Source organism: Mesorhizobium sp. LSHC420B00, assembly GCF_000503055.1.
In the GTDB taxonomy this organism is placed as follows: Bacteria; Pseudomonadota; Alphaproteobacteria; order Rhizobiales; family Rhizobiaceae; genus Mesorhizobium.
In genome coordinates this window covers 62,101-79,796 of record NZ_AYVY01000014.1, presented here as the reverse complement: position 1 = coordinate 79,796, position 17,696 = coordinate 62,101, and the positions used below count along the sequence as shown (strand labels likewise).

The window sequence follows — 17,696 nt, the reverse complement described above, 5'->3', positions numbered from 1 at the left end:
AAATCATCCTTTGCGGTAGCGATGGGGCGTGAAGGGCAAGGGGTGGATGTCGACCGGGATTTTCGTCCCGCGGACATCGGCGAACAGTCTTGTGCCGGGCTTGGCAAGCGGCGTCCGGACGTAGCCCATTGCCACCGGATGACCGGCCGAGGGGCCGAAGCCGCCTGAGGTGACATGGCCGGCAGGGTTGCCGTCGGCGTCGAAAAGGGCAGCACCGGCGCGCACCGGCTGGCGGCCGTCCGGCTTCAGGCCGACGCGTTTTTGCGCCGGGCCGCGCTCCAGGATGGCGCGCAATGCATCGGCGCCGATGAACGCGCCAGAGGCGCGAACCTCCTTGGGGATGGCCCACATCAGCCCGGCGCTGGCCGGATCGATCTCCGGCGTGACGTCCAGCCCGTGCAGGCACAGTCCTGCTTCGAGCCGCAGGCTGTCGCGGGCGGCAAGGCCGATCCACATCACTCGCTCGTCCTCGAGCAACCTGGTGACGAGGGTTCGCGCGTCCGCTTCCGGCAGGCCGATCTCGAAACCGTCTTCGCCGGTATAGCCCGACCGGCTCATGAACCAGTTTTCGCGCGGCTCGATGCCGTGCATGAACACCAGCGAACCGGTCTCGATGCCGGCGCGGGAAAGGGCAGCCCATGCCTCGGGGCCCTGGATGGCCAGGAAGACGCGGTCGAGCGCGTCCACCTTCACGTCGAAATCCTCGGCAAGTTCACGCAGATGCTTTTCGTCGGCGGCGGCGTTGCCGGCATTGGCGACCATCATGAAGCGCTCGACGCCGAGCCTGGTGACGATCAGATCGTCGAGTATTCCGGCGGCCTCATTGAGGAAGAACGTGTATTTGGACTGGGAAACCTGAAGCGCGCCGGCATCGAACGGGCAGGCGCGGTTCAGAAGCGCTGCTGCGCCCGGGCCGCTGATTTCGAACAGCTTCATGTGCGAGATGTCGAACAGGCCGGCATGCTCGCGGCTGTGAAGATGCTCCTTCATCACGCCGGCCGGATAGGTCAGCGGCATCGACCAGCCGGCGAAGGCGCCGAAGCGCGCACCGGCTGCCATGTGCAGATCTTCGAGGGGAAGGTGTTTGGTGTCGTCGCCCGTCATGTCATCTCCAGAGTCGCACGCAAGCGGTCGCGAATGGCGACCAGTCCGTGCCCCTCTGTCTGAAGCCTGAGAGACTCGCGCCCCGTAACTCTGTCGGCAGCGCTTACACCTTCGGCGCGGGGGCAAGCCCCGACTTTCCAGAGTGTCTTTCCCGTCTACGGTTCTTTTGCCTGAGAGATTTCGGGCGATTTCCCCTTCGGCGGCAGCTCTCGCTGCTCTCTCCCGCAAACAGGTAGGACTCGGTTAAGAGCCCTCGACTCGTCATCCATAGCCCGTGGACGACACCTTGTCACCTGCCAGCGACATTTTTACTGGCAGTCTTCTGCGGGCCTTCTTTACAGGCAAGCCTTCGCTAACCACGCCGCTTGCCGGTTTCTCAAGACCTTGCTGATATGCCGGATAAGGGCCGGCAATTGCCGGCGGCGGGCGGGGAACAAAATGGGCGAATTGATCATGAGCGCGCCAGTGGCCGGGCTGACCTCGAAAAATCGGATCACGGCGGAAGACGTGGTCATGCTGCGCGGCGAAGTGTTCGGCGACGGCGTGGTAACGCGCGGCGAGGCCGAGGCGCTGTTTGCGCTCGACGCGACGGCGAGGGACAAATGCGCGGAATGGCTCGAGTTTTTCGTCGAGGCCGTCACCGACTTCATCGTCCACCAGGAACAGCCGGCCGGCTATGTTTCCCAGGACAATGCCGACTGGCTGATCCGGGCGATTTCGCGCGACGGCATGGTTGACAGCCGAACCGAACTCGAGCTGCTAGTGCACGTGCTGGAAGTTGCCAAATCATCGCCGAGCACGCTTTCCGGCTATGCGCTGGAGCAGGTCGCTCATGCGGTCGTGGATGGCAAGGGGCCGCTGACGACCGGCGGCAGGCTTATCCCTGGGTCGATAGCCAAGGCTGAGGTCGAGCTGTTGCGCCGCATCCTTTACGCCTATGGCGGCGATGGCAACATCGCCATCAGCCGCGCCGAGGCCGAGGTGCTGTTCAAGATCAACGAGCGGACAGTGGCGGGCGACAATGATCCGTCGTGGAACGATCTGTTCGTCAAGGCGATCGCCAATTTCGTCATGTGTTCGGCCGGCTACGAAGCGCCGGTGCGCGATGTGGCGCTGCGCCGGGATGCTTTTTTCGAGCAGGCCGATCCGGAGATCGGCGGTTTCTTCAGCCGCATGGTGTCGGGTAGCCTGTCCGGCATTATGGAGGCCTATCGTTCACCGGGCGACGTCGAGGCCGAATGGGAATCGAGGAACAACGCAGCCGAGGCTCTGGCCCGCCGCGCCGAGACGGTCGATGCCGGCGAGGCGAAATGGCTAGCTGAACACATCGGCGACCGGCCGCTGCAGGAGAACGAGCGTGCGTTGCTGACGCTGATCAAGCACGCCTCGCCGGAAATCCACCCGGCGCTCAAGCCGCTGATCGACAAGGTCGCATAACAGGTCGCCAACCTATTGCTTGGCAGGTTCCGGCTTGGCGCCGGTGTCGAACCGCGACATCCATTTGAAGCTGCCGAACCAGTAGCGGCGCACGCCGCCTATGGTGCCGTCAGCGGTACGCGCGCCGATCCAGTTGTTGACGTATTGGATGAGGCGGACATCGTCCGGCCGCATGGCAAACGCCTCCGGCGTCCGCAACAGCGGACCGCCCACCATTTTCAATTTCGCGTCATAGAGCCTGGCGGCCATTTGCGGCGTTGGCGATGTGGCGACCATCGCCTGTGCGTCGCCGCCGATGATCGCGGCGAAAACATCTGAGGTATTGTCGAAAGACAGGATGGTCGCCTTAGGAAAAGCTTCCTTCGCGGCGGCTTCATCGGTGGAATTGGACAACACGGCGATCTTGTATCCCGGCGCCGCTACTGCCTTTCCCGGCCTTTTCCCAAGGCTGGCGATCGTCGCAACCATGCGGATATCGGCGGTACCGGTCTGGTTGGAGAATACCACCTCGCGTGCGCGTTCCGGCGTGCTGGCGTAGCCCGCCGCGATCATGTCGAAATCACCCTTGAGCAGTCGTGTCTTGAGGTCGTTCCAGGGCACCTCGACCAGCTTCAGGTCGACGCCGAGATCAGACGCCAGCGCACTGGTAAGGTCGACATCATAGCCGGCGAACTTCCCGTCGGCCTTCTTGAGGATCCATGGCGGGTTGAGCGCCACGCCGACCGTCAGTGTCTTCTGGTCGATGATGCGTTTGAGGCTGTCGTCCGCCCGGGCTGGCAGCAGCGACAAAGCCAACCAGGCAGAAAGGGCAAGTATAGTTGGGGAGATCATCTTAGCGCGCATTAATATAACCTCGCTGAGCCCGACCGGTTGTCAGACTTACACAGAGGTGCCATTCTGTCGATAGCGGACCCTGATGGAGAGTTGCGATGTCGGCGCGGATGGCGGTTAGCAGTTCGATGATGTTCCTGGTTTGCATCCTGGGCAACCCGGCGAAGCTTTCGTTGCTGCCGACGGCAGCGCAGGCTGCGGGGGCAAAACGCGTGGTCTGCTCCAGCGCCGATTACCGCTATTCCTATTGCGGGATCGATACGCGACGTGGCGTGCAGTTGACCTCGAGGCTTTCGAAGGCGCGTTGCGTATATGGTAGAAGCTGGGGCTATGACGGCGGCGGCATCTGGGTCGACAATGGTTGCTCGGCCGAATTCGCAGTCGCCGGCCCCAACCGCAATCCCTCTGCTGGCGACGTCGCCGCAGCCATTATCGTCGGCGGCGTGGTGGGCGCAATTCTCGACAACGGCAATTCGCATCGGCATCATTCCGACAATTACTATCCGAAGCCGCGCCCGCGCCGTTACGACCAATCGATCGATCCGACGCCGCAATTCGACAATCAGGGCAATCCCAACTTCGATACCCACGGCAACTACCAAGGACCGCACGGGCTGGGGAAGCTTGTTACCCCTGACGACAATCCTGATCTGAATCCGGCCCTGCGCAGCGACGGCGACGACAGCGACGACGACAGTTAGATGAGGCTTAAGTCAGGTTTCGGTCAGATGCCGCCGTACCAGTCGTAGCCATTGTCCTCCCAATAGCCGCCTCTGCCGCCGCCGACATTGGCGAAGCTGTCGACCAGCTCGATCTTGGTGAGGTATTTCGGCATTTTGTAGCCGAGCTGGCGCTCGACGCGGACGCGCAGCGGCGCGCCGTTTTCGACCGGCAACGGCTTGCCGTTGAGGCCATAGGCAAGGATCGTCTGCGGATGACGGGCATCGATCAGGTCGATCGAGCCGTAATATTTGATATCGCCGGCAAGGCTGCGGTCGATCGTATCGAGGCAGTGGAAGATGACGTAGCGCGCCTGCGGCTTGACCACCGCCTGGTCGAGCACCAGCGACAGCGGCGTGCCGGTCCATTTGGCAATGCAGCTCCAGCCCTCGACGCAGTCGTGGCGGGTGATCTGGGTGCGGCTCGGCATGTTCATCAGTTGGTCGCGGCTCAGCGACAGCGGTTTTTCGACGAGGCCGGAAACCTCCAGCCGCCAGTCGGCGAAATCGTTGGCGAGCAGGCCCTTGTAGAAATCGTCGTCGGGCGCTGTGACGCCGTTCGGCCGCTGCGGCTGGCGAATGTCGGCCTCGGTGAACTCCGGCGCCAGCGCGTCACGGCCGGCAAGCAGCCGCTGCGCCCGCCAGGTCAGGCCATTGGCGCTTTCGAGGAAACTGCGCAGGCCGTCGCCGACGCCAAGCTGGCTGTCGAAGGCATCGCAGCCCGAAAGCATGATGCCGGAAAGGCCCAAGCTGGCCGAGGTCAGGAACTTTCTTCGGCTTATCTGTAGCTTGGGGCTGATCTCGAATTTCGCCATGTCAGGCGCTCCTCTCGGGTGCTTTGTCGCCATTCGCCGGCGGGTCGGTTCGATACCAGCCGGTGATAATCGAACGCAGCTCGTTGATCGGGCCGGCGGCCAGGATCATCAGGATGTGGATGACGAAGAAGGCGACGAGCAGCAGCATCACCGTGAAGTGGATGGTACGTGCCGTCTGCCGGCCACCGAGCAGGTCGTTCAGGAATGGCAGCACCGAGTTCATGCTCGGCGACATGGCCAGGCCGGTGATGATCATCAGCGGCAGCAGCACGAACAGCACGCCGCCATAGGCCATCTTCTGCAACGTGTTGTATTCGCGCGTGTGGTGGAACCTGAACCTTGCGTGGTCGACAATGTCTCGCGGCAGCCGCCTGAAATCATCGAGGCGCGGGGCAAGATCGCGCCGCAAATGGCCGTTGATCAGACTGGCGACCAGCCAGACCAGCAGCGTGGTGGTCAGCACCCAGGCGAAGAAGAAATGAACGACGCGCGCGGTGCCGAGATCGTAGTAGGAAGGGATCGTCGCCCAGGACGGGAAGGCGCGGGAGGTCTCCTGGCCGGCCGGACCCGACCAGCCGAGCACGCCGGTGGTATCGAAGCGCTTGCCGAAGATCTCGGTGTAGCCGCGCGGGCCGGTCACCGTGTTCTCGGCGCCGATGGCGAAGATGGTGTTGTTATAGCCAAAGCCCGACTCCTTGCCGATGTAGAGCTGTGGGCGGGCGTTAAATATTTGCAGACCGGAAAGCAGCATGAAGAACAGCGCGATCGCCCATAGCCAATGCGTCAGCCGCGTCCAGCGCGACTGCCGATAGATCAGCGTCGCATCGCTCGGCGCGGCGGTATCTGCTTCGGCGGCTTGGTTTCTGGCCAGCGATTCCATCTGTTGTTCCCTCCGGCCGCACGTTCGCCGCGGCCTGTCAGATCTCTTCTCCTCCCAATACGTCGCCAGCTTAAGCGATGTTTCACCCGATCCCGGATTTATTACGGACTGCCGAGGCTGACTGCGAGGTTGACCGCGGCTGCCACGATCACCGTGTTGAAGAAGAACGACAGGATCGAATGCACAAGCACGACACGGCGCATTTGCGAGGTTGTGATGTTGGTGTCGGCAGTTTGCGCCGTCATGCCGATCACTGTCGCAAAATAGAGGAAATCCGAGCCTTCCGGCCGTTTGCCGCCCGGGAAGTCGAGGCCGCCGACCGGGATTTTCTTTTTGGTGTCGCCATCCATCGCATCGCCGTCCAACCAATAGAGATGCGCGTAGTGAAGTGCCGCCATCGCGTGGATGGTCAACCAGCCAAGCGGGATAGACAATAACGCCACCGTAAGCTCGACGGGATCCGCGCTCTTCTCCCTGTTGATCAATTGAAACAACGAGATGATGGCAATTGCGACCACAACCAGCGTGACCGCGAAGATGGCCAGCACCGGCAGGTCCGTGTCGCCTGCATTCTTGCGCAGATAGCTGCCGGTAAGCCGCGGCATGTGAGCGACGACAAGACAGAGATAGGCGGCAAAGAACACGTTGGCGCCGATCGAATAGGCAAGCGGCGCACGCCAGATCAGTGCTGCGCCAAAGGCTGCCACGCCGATGCAGGCCGACAGCGCGAACGGCGTGTGGCGTTGCATGGGCATCTTGGTGGGGGTACCGGTCGTCATGGTTTCAGTCCGCTGAGGCGGATTTCAGCGCTCGCCGCAAGATGCGGTCAAGTTCGCCGAGAAACCGCGAGCGATCCTGCGGCGCGAAGCTCGAATTGTAGCCCTTGCTTTCGCCGGTCTCGCGCAGGTGCTGCTTGAGGTCGCGCATCGCCACCGCCATGCCGATCGTCTCCGGCGTAAACGGGCGCCCGGTCGGGCCGAGTACATGGGCGCCAAGTGCCACCGCGCGCGCGGCAAGCGGGATGTCGGCGGTCACCACGATGTCGTTGGGCCGGGCATTTTCGACGATCCAGTCGTCGGCGGCGTCGGCGCTCTTGGAGACGACGACATTGCGGATCATCGGATCGCGCGATGGACGCAAGCCGCCATTGGAGACGAAGGTGACGACGATGCCGTGCCGCTCGGCAACCTTTTCGACCTCGGCCTTCACTGGGCAGGCATCGGCATCGACGAGAATAGCGGGTGCGGGCATCGTTGTTCCAAATGTGAAAGAGCCGGGCGACGTCGCCCGGCTCGATCGATGATAGTCGAGCGGCTACTAGGCCGGCAACGCGCCAGATCTCTTCGCCGTCCAGGTGGCGATATAGTCCATCAAACCTGGATTGAGGCAGTCATAAGGCTCGAGCCCGATCGACTTCAGCTGTGACCTTATGCCGTCCATACGGCTCGGATCGACACCGGATTCGATGATCGACGAGACGAAGGCGGTGAAGCCCGGAGGCGACCAGCCGTCCTCCTGGAAGCGCTCCGGATGGATGAAGGACAGCCCCTTGAAAGCGTGGTCGCGCTCGACCGGGCCGTGCATGTGGACGCCGCAGCCGGTGCAGGCATGGCGCAGGATCAGCGCGCCCGGATCGACGATCCTCAGCTTGTCGCCGTTTTCGGTGACCGTCACGTCGCTTGTACCGGCCACCGCCACGACCGAGAACAGTGCGCCTTCCGGCTTCCAGCATTTGGTGCAGCCGCAGGCATGGTTGTGGGCGATCTGGCCCTTGACCTTCACCTTGACCGGATTGCTGGTGCAGGCGCAGACCAGCGTCCCGCCGGCAAAGTCGGCCTTTTCCCTGGGCAGTCCATTGTCGATTTTCGGATGCAGTTTTTCCGGCATTTTTGTCTCCTCCCTTGTTGAACATGTGCATTTTCGGCCGCTGGCTGATTGGCCGGCGGCTTTCTCCTCCTCCTCAGTAAACTACCACGCTCCTGATCGACTTGCCTTCATGCATAAGGTCAAACCCCTTATTGATGTCCTCGAGCTTCAGCGTGTGGGTGATCATCGGATCGATCTCGATCTTGCCGTCCATGTACCAGTCGACGATCTTCGGCACGTCGGTGCGGCCGCGCGCGCCGCCGAACGCAGTGCCCATCCAGGTGCGGCCGGTGACCAGTTGGAACGGCCGCGTCGAGATCTCCTGGCCGGCGCCGGCAACGCCGATGATGACCGACTTGCCCCAGCCACGGTGGGACGATTCAAGCGCCTGCCGCATGACTTTCGTGTTGCCGGTGCAGTCGAACGTGTAGTCGGCACCGCCGATCTGGTCGGCGCCGCGCTTGGTCATGTTGACGAGATGAGCCACGATATCGCCGTCGATCTCCTTCGGATTGACGAAATGCGTCATGCCGAATTTCTCGCCCCAGGCCTTCTTGTCGTTGTTCAGGTCGACGCCGATGATCATGTCGGCGCCGGCAAGGCGCAGGCCCTGGATGACGTTGAGGCCGATGCCGCCAAGGCCGAAGACGACAGCGGTCGCGCCTTGCTCGACCTTGGCCGTGTTGATCACCGCGCCGATGCCGGTGGTGACGCCGCAGCCGATGTAGCAGATCTTGTCGAAGGGGGCGNAAGGGGGCGTCGGCATTGACCTTGGCCACCGCAATCTCGGGCAGCACGGTGAAATTGGAGAAAGTCGAGCAGCCCATGTAGTGGAACAGCTTGTCCTTGCCGATCGAGAAGCGCGACGTGCCGTCAGGCATCAAGCCTTGACCCTGCGTGGCACGGATGGCGGTGCAGAGGTTGGTCTTGCGCGACAGGCAGGACGGGCACTGCCGGCATTCCGGCGTATAAAGCGGGATGACATGGTCGCCCTTCTTGACCGAGGTGACGCCCTTGCCGACGTCGACGACGATGCCGGCGCCCTCATGGCCGAGGATCGCCGGAAACAGGCCTTCCGGGTCGGCGCCCGACAGTGTGAACTCGTCGGTGTGGCAGATGCCGGTTGCCTTGATCTCGACCAGCACCTCGCCATCACGGGGACCTTCGAGGTCGACCTCCATGATCTCCAGCGGCTTTCCGGCGGCGACGGCGACAGCGGCGCGCGTTTTCATCAGGCAATCCTCCCATGGCAGTCTGCAATCCAGGTTAGATTTAACTTACCACTCAGCTCTGCGCTATGCACGAAGCGACGTTCTGATCCCGGATTTTCGTCAGAGCTCGCCGATTTGCGTCCGGGATAGGCTCCGACTTTGCCTTGACCGGCCCCCTGAAGCCCATAAAACGGGAAGCCCAGAAAAGAAGGGCAGCCGAGGGACGAGGCCTGCATGTTCACAAAGATCCTGATCGCCAACCGTGGCGAGATCGCCTGCCGTGTGATCAAGACGGCGCGCAAGATGGGCATCGCCACCGTCGCGGTCTATTCCGACGCCGACCGCGACGCGGTGCATGTCGAAATGGCTGACGAGGCGGTGCATATCGGCCCTTCTCCCGCCGCGCAAAGCTATCTGGCCCCGGAAAAGATCATCGCCGCCTGCAAGGCGACAGGGGCCGAGGCCGTGCATCCCGGCTACGGTTTCCTGTCCGAGCGGGCATCCTTCTGCGAGGCGCTGGAGCAGGAAGGCATCGTCTTCATCGGCCCGAAGCCCAAGGCCATCAAGGCAATGGGCGACAAGATCGAATCGAAGAAGTTCGCCAACGCCGCCAAGGTTTCGACGGTGCCCGGCTGGCTCGGCGTCATCGAAAACGCCGCCCATGCCGAAAAGATCGCCGGCGAAATCGGCTATCCCGTGATGATCAAGGCCTCGGCCGGCGGCGGCGGCAAGGGCATGCGCATCGCCTGGAGCAAGGCAGAGGTGCGCGACGGCTTCGACCGGGCGCGGTCGGAGGCCAAAAGCTCGTTCGGTGATGACCGCGTCTTCATCGAGAAGTTCATTGTCGATCCGCGCCATATCGAAATCCAGGTGCTTGCCGACGCGCATGGCAACACGCTCTATCTCGGCGAGCGCGAATGCTCGATCCAGCGCCGCAACCAGAAGGTCGTAGAGGAGGCGCCGTCGCCGTTCCTCGATGCCAAGACCCGCAAAGCCATGGGCGAGCAGTCGGTGGCGCTGGCCAAGGCGGTCGACTACCAGAGCGCCGGCACGGTCGAATTCATCGTCGACAGCGACAAGAACTTCTATTTCCTGGAAATGAACACGCGCTTGCAGGTCGAGCATCCGGTGACGGAACTGGTCACCGGCATCGACCTGGTCGAGCAGATGATCCGCGTGGCAGCCGGCGAAAAGCTCGCCATCAAGCAGGGCGACGTCAAGCTGAACGGCTGGGCGGTGGAAAGCCGCCTCTATGCCGAAGACCCGTATCGCAACTTTCTGCCGTCGATTGGCCGGCTGACGAGATACCGGCCGCCGGAAGAGGGGCAATTTGGCGAAATCGTCATCCGCAACGATACCGGCGTTACCGAAGGCTCGGAAATCTCGATGTTCTATGATCCGATGGTCGCCAAGCTGTGCACCTGGGCGCCGACACGGCTTGCGGCGATGGATGCGATGTCGGAAGCGCTGGACAGGTTCGTTGTCGACGGCATCGAGCACAACATACCGTTCCTGGCGGCGCTGATGCAGCATCCGCGCTGGCGGGAAGGGCTGATATCGACCGCTTTCATCGCCGAGGAATACCCAGACGGCTTCGCGCCGATCGTGCCAGACGCCGAGGAGAAAGCGGTGCTGGCCGCGATCGCCACCGCGGTCGAACTGGTGCGCCGCGACCGGCTCGACCGGCTGGGCGGGCGGCTGGCGCCGCATTCCGGCGCCTTGAAACGCGATTGGGCGGTGAAGATCGGCCGGGATTATCTTTCGGTCGCCATCGTCGAAGGCATGATTTCCATTCCGATGGAGCTCGACCTCACAATCGACGGCGACAAGGCACTGAGGGTGACCTCCGACTGGCGGCCGGGCGATCTCATCTGGCGCGGCACGGTCGGCGGCCGCAAAGTCGCGGCGCAGGTCAGGCCGGTGCTGAACGGGTTCCGCCTTGCCTGGAAAGGCATGTCTGTGACAGCCCGCGCCATGCTGCCGCGCACCGCCGAACTCGAAAGGCTGATGCCGGAAAAAGTGGCGCCGGACACGTCGAAGATGCTGCTCTGCCCGATGCCTGGCCTCGTCGTGTCGATTGCGGTTGCCGAGGGGCAGGAGGTCAAGGCCGGCGAGACGCTGGCGGTGGTCGAGGCGATGAAGATGGAAAACGTGCTGCGCGCCGAGCGCGATCTCATCGTATCGAAGCTCAACGCCAAGCCCGGCGACAGCCTTGCGGTCGATGCGGTGATCATGCAATTCGCGTGAGGCTGAAATCCGCCTCGGCGCCGGCCTGGGACGTTGGAGATTAGCGAAAGCCGAGGTGACGGCCAATCTCCCCCCTCGTGGGGGAGATGTCCGGCAGGACAGAGAGGGGCGCGAAGAAACGCGACCTTGCAATGGGTTGGCACGCTCAGTGGAGGAGGGACAGGCGAGGCCGTGAGGAATTCGCTTTTTGCCGTCGTGGCGTATTTTGTTCTTGCTTTGTGCCGGCAGCTATGCTACTAATCTGGGTATGGTGCTAATTGGCTCCAACGACCCGCCCGCTGTGGCGGGNCTCTCTGTCCTGCCGGACATCTCCCCCACGAGGGGCCCAAGAGGGGGGAGATTGGCAGCTTCAGCGGTTGCTCTAAACTTCCAAAGCTCCAATCGCTTCCGCTGGACTCGTGTTACCCGGTGCCGGACAATACATCTTCATCGACTGAGTCCTTGTGAGGCGGCGCGAAAAAACCATGGCGAATGAGAGACTTCCACGCGATCCCTTGCTGCGCGAGGCCTATGCAAAGGCGTCGCGGGCGGAGCAGGCGGCGCGTCGGTTCATTCATCTGCGCGTGCATTCGGCCTATTCGCTGCTCGAAGGTGCCTTGCAACTCGGCAAGATCGTCGGCCATGCGGTGCAGGATGAATGCCCGGCAATAGCCGTCACCGATACCAACAATCTGTTCGGCGCGCTGGAATTCGCCCAGAAAGCCGTGAAGGACGGCATCCAGCCGATCATCGGCTGCCAGATCGACCTCGCCTTTTCCGGCGAGGCGAGCGACAGCCAGCGCGACCGCAGGCAGCAAGGACCGGAGATGCGGCCCGTCGTACTGATCGCCGCAACCGAGGCCGGCTACGGCAATCTGGTCAGGCTGGTCAGCCGCGTCTACCTCGAGACACCGCCCGGCGAAGCGGTGCATCTGACGACCGAGATGCTGCAGGGCCACTCCGACGGTCTGATCTGCCTTACGGGCGGGCCGCGAGGCCCGATCGGCAATGCCTTGAAAGAGGACCGTCGCGAACTCGCCGAGACCCGGCTCCTGGCGCTCAAGGGCCTGTTCGGCGACCGGCTCTATGTCGAGCTGGAGCGCGTGTCCGGCTACGACCGCACGATCGAGCAGTCGTCGGTCGACCTCGCCTACCGCCACGATCTGCCGCTGGTTGCCACCAACGAGGCGTTTTTCTTTTCTCGTGAAGACTATGAGGCGCATGACGCGCTGATCGCCATCGCCGAAGGCTCCGTGGTTGCGGCCGACAATCGCCGCCGCCTTTCACCCGACCACTTCCTGCGAAGCCAGGCCGATATGGCGAGGCTGTTCGCCGACCTGCCGGAAGCAATCGACAACACCGTCGAGATCGCGCTGCGCTGCTCCTACTATCCGAAGACCCGCAACCCGATCCTGCCGCGCTTTGCCGGCCGCGATGTCGCCGACGCCGACGCGGCGGTTAAAGCGGAGGCGCAGGAGCTTGCCCGGCAGGCGCATGAAGGGCTGGAGGCACGGCTGGCGGCGCATGGGCTCACACCCGGCTACACGGCCGACCAATATCGCGAAAGACTGGATTTCGAGCTCGGGGTCATCGAGAAGATGAAATATCCGGGCTATTTCCTGATCGTTGCCGACTTCATCAAATGGGCCAAGGCGCAAGGCATTCCGGTCGGGCCGGGCCGCGGTTCGGGCGCCGGCTCGCTGGTTGCGTATTCGACGACCATCACCGACATCGATCCGCTGCGCTTTTCGCTGCTGTTCGAGCGCTTCCTCAATCCCGACCGCGTGTCGATGCCCGACTTCGACATCGACTTCTGCCAGGACCGGCGCGAGGAGGTCATCCGCTACGTCCAGCAGAAATACGGCCGCGACCAGGTCGGCCAGATCATCACCTTCGGCACGCTGCAAGCACGCGCGGTGCTGCGCGACGTAGGCCGTGTGCTGCAGATGCCTTATGGTCAGGTCGATAAACTGAGCAAGATGGTGCCGTCGAACCCGGCCAATCCGGTCAAGCTCGCCGACGCCATCGCCAACGAGCCGCGCTTTGCCGAAGAGGCCGAGCGGGAGCCGATCGTACAAACGCTGCTCGACACGGCGCAGAAGCTGGAAGGTCTCTACCGCCACGCCTCGACGCACGCCGCCGGTATCGTTATCGGCGACCGGCCGCTGTGGGAACTGGTGCCGATGTACCGCGATCCGCGCTCGGACATGCCGGTCACACAGTTCAACATGAAGTATGTCGAGCAGGCCGGGCTGGTGAAATTCGACTTCCTTGGGCTGAAGACGCTGACGGTGCTGGACAGGGCGGTTAAGCTGATCCGCCGCCGCGGCATCGAGATCGATNGAGATCGATCTCGCCCACATTCCGCTCGACGACCCGGAAACGTACGCCATGCTGTCGCGCGGCGAGGTGGTCGGCGTGTTCCAAGTGGAAAGTGCCGGCATGCGCAAGGCGCTGATCGGCATGCGGCCCGACTGTATCGAGGACATCATCGCGCTGGTCGCGCTCTACCGGCCGGGGCCGATGGAGAACATCCCGACCTACAACGCCAGAAAGCATGGCGAGGAGGAGATGGCGTCGATCCACCCGAAGATCGACCATCTCGTCAAGGAGACGCAAGGCGTCATCGTCTACCAGGAACAGGTGATGCAGATCGCGCAGGAGCTTTCCGGCTATTCGCTGGGTGAAGCCGATCTGCTGCGCCGCGCCATGGGCAAGAAGATCCGCGCCGAGATGGACAAGCAGCGCGAGCGCTTTGTTTCCGGTGCGGTCGAGCGCGGCGTCGGCAAGCCGCAAGCCGACTTCATCTTCGACCTGCTGGCAAAGTTCGCCGACTACGGTTTCAACAAATCGCATGCTGCCGCCTATGCCGTCGTGTCGTACCAGACCGCCTATCTGAAGGCGCATTACCCGGTCGAATTCCTGGCCGCATCGATGACGCTCGACATGGGCAATACGGACAAGCTCGCCGATTTCCGCCAGGATGCGCTGCGCCTCGGCATCGAGGTGGTGGCGCCGTCGGTGATGACGTCGTTCCGGGATTTCGAGGTCGGCGAGAACCGCATTTTCTATTCGCTGGCCGCGCTCAAGGGCGTCGGCGACGCGGCGGTCGAGCACATCGTCGCCACGCGCGGCGAAAAACCGTTCAAGAGCCTGGCCGATTTCTGCGAAAGGGTCGATCCCAAGATCGTCGGCAAGCGCGTCTTCGAAAGCCTGATCATGGCCGGCGCGCTCGACTGCTTCGGTCATGACCGCGCGGCGATGATGGCCGGCGTCGAGCGGATGATGGGGCTGGCGTCCTTGGCGCAGCAGAATGCCGTCACCGGCCAGCATGACATTTTTGGCGCTTCGCTTGGCGCACAGTCGCAGGCGCTCAACCTGCCGGCGACCGACCCCTGGCTCGCCGCCGACCGCCTGCACCGCGAATTCCAGGTGGTCGGATTCTATCTCTCGGCGCATCCGCTCGATGAATACAAGGCGGCGCTGCAGAAAATGCGGGTGCAGACCTGGGGCGAGTTTTCGGCCGCCGTCAAACGCGGTGCTGCCGCCGGCCGGCTCGCTGGTACGGTCACCACCAAGCAGGAGCGCAAGACGCGCACCGGCAACAAGATGGGCGTCGTGCAGTTTTCCGACACGTCAGGCCAGTATGAAGCGGTGCTGTTTTCCGAGGGGCTGGCGCAATACCGCGATCTGCTCGAACCCGGCCGCTCGGTGGTGATCACCGTTTCGGCCGAGGACAGGCCGGAAGGCGTCAATCTGCGCATCCAGACCGTGCAGTCGCTGGAGGACGAGGCAAGCCGCATCCAGAAAGCGCTGCGCATCTTCGTCAGAAATGACGCACCGGCATCGACAATCCAATCGCAACTTGGGCAGCGTGGCGACAGTCAGGTGAGCATCATCGTCATAAAGGAAGGCGGCGAGGGCGAGGTCGAGATTGAGTTGCCCAACCGCTACCGCGTCTCGCCGCAGATCGCGTCGGCGATGCGCGCTGTGCCAGGCGTGGTGGAAGTGGAGCTGGTGTAGCCGGCTGCCCGGCTGGCAACACTGGACGGCTGGTGGCCCAAACGTTATCGCAGTCGCCATGAATGCAATAGACAAGAGTGGAGCGCAGGATTCTTCAGCCTTGGCGCGGCTCCGCGACATGCTGCGCAAGCTATATCACGGGCGCACAGCGGCGGCGTTCCGGTTTCAGCTTGCGGCTGTTGTCATCGACCTCACCATCATTGCCTTTTTTATTGCCACGCCGGTGATCCAGAAGTCGTCCTCGTTCCTCTGGCTGGACTACTCCGTGGCAGCACTCGTCGCCGCCGACATGATTGCCCGGCTGCTTGCCTCCAACGACATGCTGCGCCTGATGAGACAGCCGGCGTCGTGGATCGATGCCTTCATCCTGCTGACTCTGCTGATGCCTACGGCGCTGGCCAATCTCGGTTTTTTGCGCATCCTGCGGCTGTGGTCGCTGTCGCGTAGCGGCGCGCTGTGGCGATTTCTCGAGATGCGCGGCTTCAGGCGATGGCGCGAGGCGAGCCGCGCGGTCATCAATTTCCTGACGTTCCTCTTTGTCATCACCGGCTTCGTCTACACCTTCTTCTTCCGCACCGTGGGCGGTCTCGAAGGCTATGTCGATGCGCTGTATTTCACCGTCGCCACAGTTACCACGACCGGTTTCGGTGACATCGTCCTGCCCGGCGTGGCCGGCAAGCTCACCGCGATCGCCACCATGATCATCGGCATATCGCTGTTCGTCAGGCTTGCGCAGGCGCTCTTCCGTCCCACCAAGGTGTTCTTTCCTTGCCCGCAATGCGGGCTGCAGCGGCACGAGCCTGACGCCGTCCATTGCAAGGCCTGTGGGCACGTTCTGAACATACCCGACGATGGCGATTGAATTGCAGGGCTACGATGCTGCCACCTCAGCCGGTTTGGCGGCTTTTTTCTGCAGATTGAGCAGATTGCCGAGCAGGATCAGCAGGGCGCCGCCGGCGGTGAAGGCGTCGATCTGCTCGTGATAAAGCAGCCATCCGATCACCGCCGACAGCGGTACGCGCAAAAAGTCCATTGGCGAGATGACCGTCGCATCGGCATAGACAAGTGCGCGGGCCATGCAGAAATGCGACGACATGCCGGTAAACGCGATCAGCAGGATCCACGGCCAGAGCTCGAGCGGCGGGTTGCGCCATTCGTACAGCGCCGGGACGAGGCCAAGCACCGACTGGATGATCAGCATCCAGAAGATGATGCGCACGACACTGTCCGTGCGGGTCAGCGACTTGACCAACACCACCGATACGCCAAAGCACACGGCCGCGCCGAGAACGACGAGNGCCATTCGTACAGCGCCGGGACGAGGCCAAGCACCGACTGGATGATCAGCATCCAGAAGATGATGCGCACGACGCTGTCCGTCCGCGTCAGCGACTTGACGAGGACCACCGAGACGCCGAAGCAGACCGCGGCTCCCAGCACGATAACCTGCCCCGGATTGACCGCGCCGACGCCCGGACGCACGATGATCACCACGCCGATCAGCCCCAGCACGATTGCCGCAAGCCGTGGCCGGGAGAGCCTTTCGCCGAGGAAAACGACCGCCAGCAGGGCGGTCCAGATCGGCGTGGTGAATTCGATCGAGATCAGCACCGCAAGCGGGATCAGCGTCAGGGCGTAAAGCCAGGCAGCCTGGCCGGTATAGTGGACGACGTTGCGGGCGATATGGGCCAGCGGACGCCCGGTGCGCATCGCCGCAAAACCGCCTGACATCATGACCAGCGGCAGCAGGATGAAAAAGCCGATCACCGAGCGCAGCTCGAGCACCTGGAAGACGTTGAGCTCTGCCGTCGTGGCCCGGCCGGCGACCGACATCGCCAGGAACGAGGCGATCGACAGCGCCATCCAGAACGCGGCCTTGGGGATCGAGGGTGCGGGTACCATGCGCGCTATGTCGCAAGCCGGCGCTTTCATCGCAACCGCTAGCCGACGCATTTGACTGGGCCAGCCGTGAAGCGTTGCAAACAGTGATGTTGAAGCCGGAACCCGCCGCTGAGGGAAGCGTTGGTCCCTCAGTGTTTGCGTGCTGTGTTTGGATACCAACGAGGAGCGGTCCGATGAAATCACTCGCACGATTTGTACTTGCCGGCTGCCTGGCGGCCGGGGCCGGCGCAGCGCATGCCGACGATCCGGATTTTCTTCGCTCATTCCAGGGGAATTTCGCCGGCAAGGGCATCGTCAAGGTCACCACCGACGCGCCGACGGTGAATGTCTCCTGTCACTTCAATTCCGACGCGACGTCGAACTCATTGTCGCTCGACGGCAGCTGCCGCGGTCTTATCTTGGTGACGCGCGACATCAGCGCGGACCTCAGGTCCAGCGGGACGAAATACAGCGGCACCTATGTCGGATCGCGCACCGGGCCGGCGCAATTGAGCGGCAGCCGAAAAGGCAACGCAATCAATCTCGGCATCCGCTGGGCCAAGGAGGTCAATGGCGATCGCAAGGCGCAAATGACGGTCGAGAAGAATGGCGAGGACGGCATGCGGCTGACCGTTATCGACGTCGACCCGAAAACCGGCGAGCGCGTGATTACCAGCCGGATCGATCTGCGGCGCACTTAGCA

At 62.9% G+C, this 17,696-nt stretch carries 12 protein-coding genes, 4 pseudogenes and 1 riboswitch; of the genes and pseudogenes, 6 read left to right on the top strand and 10 right to left on the bottom strand.

The features are described 5' to 3' along the window. Nucleotides 1-3: 3 nt before the first annotated feature. Nucleotides 4-1,104, bottom strand: a complete 1,101-nt coding sequence (gcvT, locus tag X760_RS59405; protein WP_023720130.1) for a glycine cleavage system aminomethyltransferase GcvT — start codon at nt 1,102-1,104, stop codon at nt 4-6. Between the two features lie 148 nt (nt 1,105-1,252). Further along, a riboswitch (glycine riboswitch) is annotated at nt 1,253-1,339 on the bottom strand. A gap of 203 nt (nt 1,340-1,542) precedes the next feature. Between gcvT and X760_RS59400 the strand changes: the two genes are divergently transcribed. Next, nucleotides 1,543-2,541, top strand: a complete 999-nt coding sequence (locus X760_RS59400; protein ID WP_023720129.1) for a hypothetical protein — start codon at nt 1,543-1,545, stop codon at nt 2,539-2,541. A 12-nt stretch (nt 2,542-2,553) separates the two neighbouring features. Here the strand turns inward: X760_RS59400 and X760_RS59395 are convergent, their stop codons facing one another. Then, complete coding sequence (locus X760_RS59395) at nt 2,554-3,384, bottom strand: transporter substrate-binding domain-containing protein (protein WP_084642797.1); 831 nt, start codon at nt 3,382-3,384, stop codon at nt 2,554-2,556. A gap of 86 nt (nt 3,385-3,470) precedes the next feature. On the opposite strand from X760_RS59395, the gene X760_RS77260 reads away from it, so the two are divergent. Continuing rightward, nucleotides 3,471-4,073, top strand: coding sequence for a DUF3011 domain-containing protein (locus tag X760_RS77260; protein ID WP_023720127.1), 603 nt, complete (start codon nt 3,471-3,473; stop codon nt 4,071-4,073). A gap of 23 nt (nt 4,074-4,096) precedes the next feature. On the opposite strand, the gene X760_RS59390 is transcribed toward X760_RS77260, so the two are convergent. The 6 genes and pseudogenes from X760_RS59390 to X760_RS59365 all read right to left on the bottom strand — a co-directional run bounded on the left by X760_RS59390 (nt 4,097) and on the right by X760_RS59365 (nt 8,884). Continuing rightward, entirely contained in the window at nt 4,097-4,906 is an 810-nt protein-coding gene (locus X760_RS59390; protein WP_023720126.1) for a molybdopterin-binding protein, read from the bottom strand. Nucleotide 4,907: 1 nt separating this feature from the next. After that, entirely contained in the window at nt 4,908-5,786 is an 879-nt protein-coding gene (locus X760_RS59385) for a cytochrome b/b6 domain-containing protein (protein ID WP_023720125.1), read from the bottom strand. Between the two features lie 101 nt (nt 5,787-5,887). Beyond that, nucleotides 5,888-6,565 carry a DUF1345 domain-containing protein gene (locus X760_RS59380; protein ID WP_023720124.1) on the bottom strand — a complete coding sequence of 226 codons (678 nt, stop codon included), beginning with the start codon at nt 6,563-6,565 and terminating at the stop codon, nt 5,888-5,890. Nucleotides 6,566-6,569: 4 nt separating this feature from the next. After that, on the bottom strand, nt 6,570-7,037 hold the full coding sequence (locus X760_RS59375) for a YaiI/YqxD family protein (RefSeq protein WP_023720123.1): 468 nt from the start codon (nt 7,035-7,037) through the stop codon (nt 6,570-6,572). 66 nt (nt 7,038-7,103) lie between these two features. After that, nucleotides 7,104-7,673: an S-(hydroxymethyl)glutathione synthase gene (gfa, locus tag X760_RS59370; protein ID WP_023720122.1), complete on the bottom strand. Its 570-nt coding sequence runs from the start codon at nt 7,671-7,673 to the stop codon at nt 7,104-7,106. 73 nt (nt 7,674-7,746) lie between these two features. Beyond that, a pseudogene (locus X760_RS59365) lies at nt 7,747-8,884 on the bottom strand (S-(hydroxymethyl)glutathione dehydrogenase/class III alcohol dehydrogenase). Between the two features lie 213 nt (nt 8,885-9,097). Here X760_RS59365 and X760_RS59360 point away from each other — a divergent pair. From X760_RS59360 to X760_RS59350, 3 genes and pseudogenes are all read left to right on the top strand, one after another. Beyond that, complete coding sequence (locus X760_RS59360; protein WP_023720121.1) at nt 9,098-11,110, top strand: acetyl/propionyl/methylcrotonyl-CoA carboxylase subunit alpha; 2,013 nt, start codon at nt 9,098-9,100, stop codon at nt 11,108-11,110. Nucleotides 11,111-11,574: 464 nt separating this feature from the next. Next, a pseudogene (gene dnaE / locus X760_RS59355) lies at nt 11,575-15,112 on the top strand (DNA polymerase III subunit alpha). A gap of 58 nt (nt 15,113-15,170) precedes the next feature. Further along, complete coding sequence (locus X760_RS59350; RefSeq protein ID WP_023720120.1) at nt 15,171-15,974, top strand: ion channel; 804 nt, start codon at nt 15,171-15,173, stop codon at nt 15,972-15,974. A 9-nt stretch (nt 15,975-15,983) separates the two neighbouring features. Here X760_RS59350 and X760_RS0138360 read toward each other — a convergent pair. Together X760_RS0138360 and X760_RS0138355 are read right to left on the bottom strand one after the other, a co-directional pair. After that, nucleotides 15,984-16,409 (bottom strand): annotated as a pseudogene (locus X760_RS0138360) (DMT family transporter); the annotation flags it as partial. Nucleotides 16,410-16,417: 8 nt separating this feature from the next. Further along, nucleotides 16,418-17,014: pseudogene (locus tag X760_RS0138355) on the bottom strand (DMT family transporter); the annotation flags it as partial. Nucleotides 17,015-17,187: 173 nt separating this feature from the next. Between X760_RS0138355 and X760_RS59345 the strand changes: the two are divergent. After that, nucleotides 17,188-17,694 (top strand): hypothetical protein, encoded by a 507-nt coding sequence (locus X760_RS59345; protein WP_023720119.1) that lies wholly within the window; start codon nt 17,188-17,190, stop codon nt 17,692-17,694. Nucleotides 17,695-17,696: the final 2 nt, after the last annotated feature.

Bases quoted from the DNA above. Each gene is read 5' to 3' on its own strand.
- gcvT (WP_023720130.1), bottom strand. From the start codon at position 1,104: ATGACGGGCGACGACACCAAACACCTTCCCCTCGAAGATCTGCACATG.
- X760_RS59400 (WP_023720129.1), top strand. From the start codon at position 1,543: ATGGGCGAATTGATCATGAGCGCGCCAGTGGCCGGGCTGACCTCGAAA.
- X760_RS59395 (WP_084642797.1), bottom strand. From the start codon at position 3,384: ATGCGCGCTAAGATGATCTCCCCAACTATACTTGCCCTTTCTGCCTGG.
- X760_RS77260 (WP_023720127.1), top strand. From the start codon at position 3,471: ATGTCGGCGCGGATGGCGGTTAGCAGTTCGATGATGTTCCTGGTTTGC.
- X760_RS59390 (WP_023720126.1), bottom strand. From the start codon at position 4,906: ATGGCGAAATTCGAGATCAGCCCCAAGCTACAGATAAGCCGAAGAAAG.
- X760_RS59385 (WP_023720125.1), bottom strand. From the start codon at position 5,786: ATGGAATCGCTGGCCAGAAACCAAGCCGCCGAAGCAGATACCGCCGCG.
- X760_RS59380 (WP_023720124.1), bottom strand. From the start codon at position 6,565: ATGACGACCGGTACCCCCACCAAGATGCCCATGCAACGCCACACGCCG.
- X760_RS59375 (WP_023720123.1), bottom strand. From the start codon at position 7,037: ATGCCCGCACCCGCTATTCTCGTCGATGCCGATGCCTGCCCAGTGAAG.
- gfa (WP_023720122.1), bottom strand. From the start codon at position 7,673: ATGCCGGAAAAACTGCATCCGAAAATCGACAATGGACTGCCCAGGGAA.
- X760_RS59360 (WP_023720121.1), top strand. From the start codon at position 9,098: ATGTTCACAAAGATCCTGATCGCCAACCGTGGCGAGATCGCCTGCCGT.
- X760_RS59350 (WP_023720120.1), top strand. From the start codon at position 15,171: ATGAATGCAATAGACAAGAGTGGAGCGCAGGATTCTTCAGCCTTGGCG.
- X760_RS59345 (WP_023720119.1), top strand. From the start codon at position 17,188: ATGAAATCACTCGCACGATTTGTACTTGCCGGCTGCCTGGCGGCCGGG.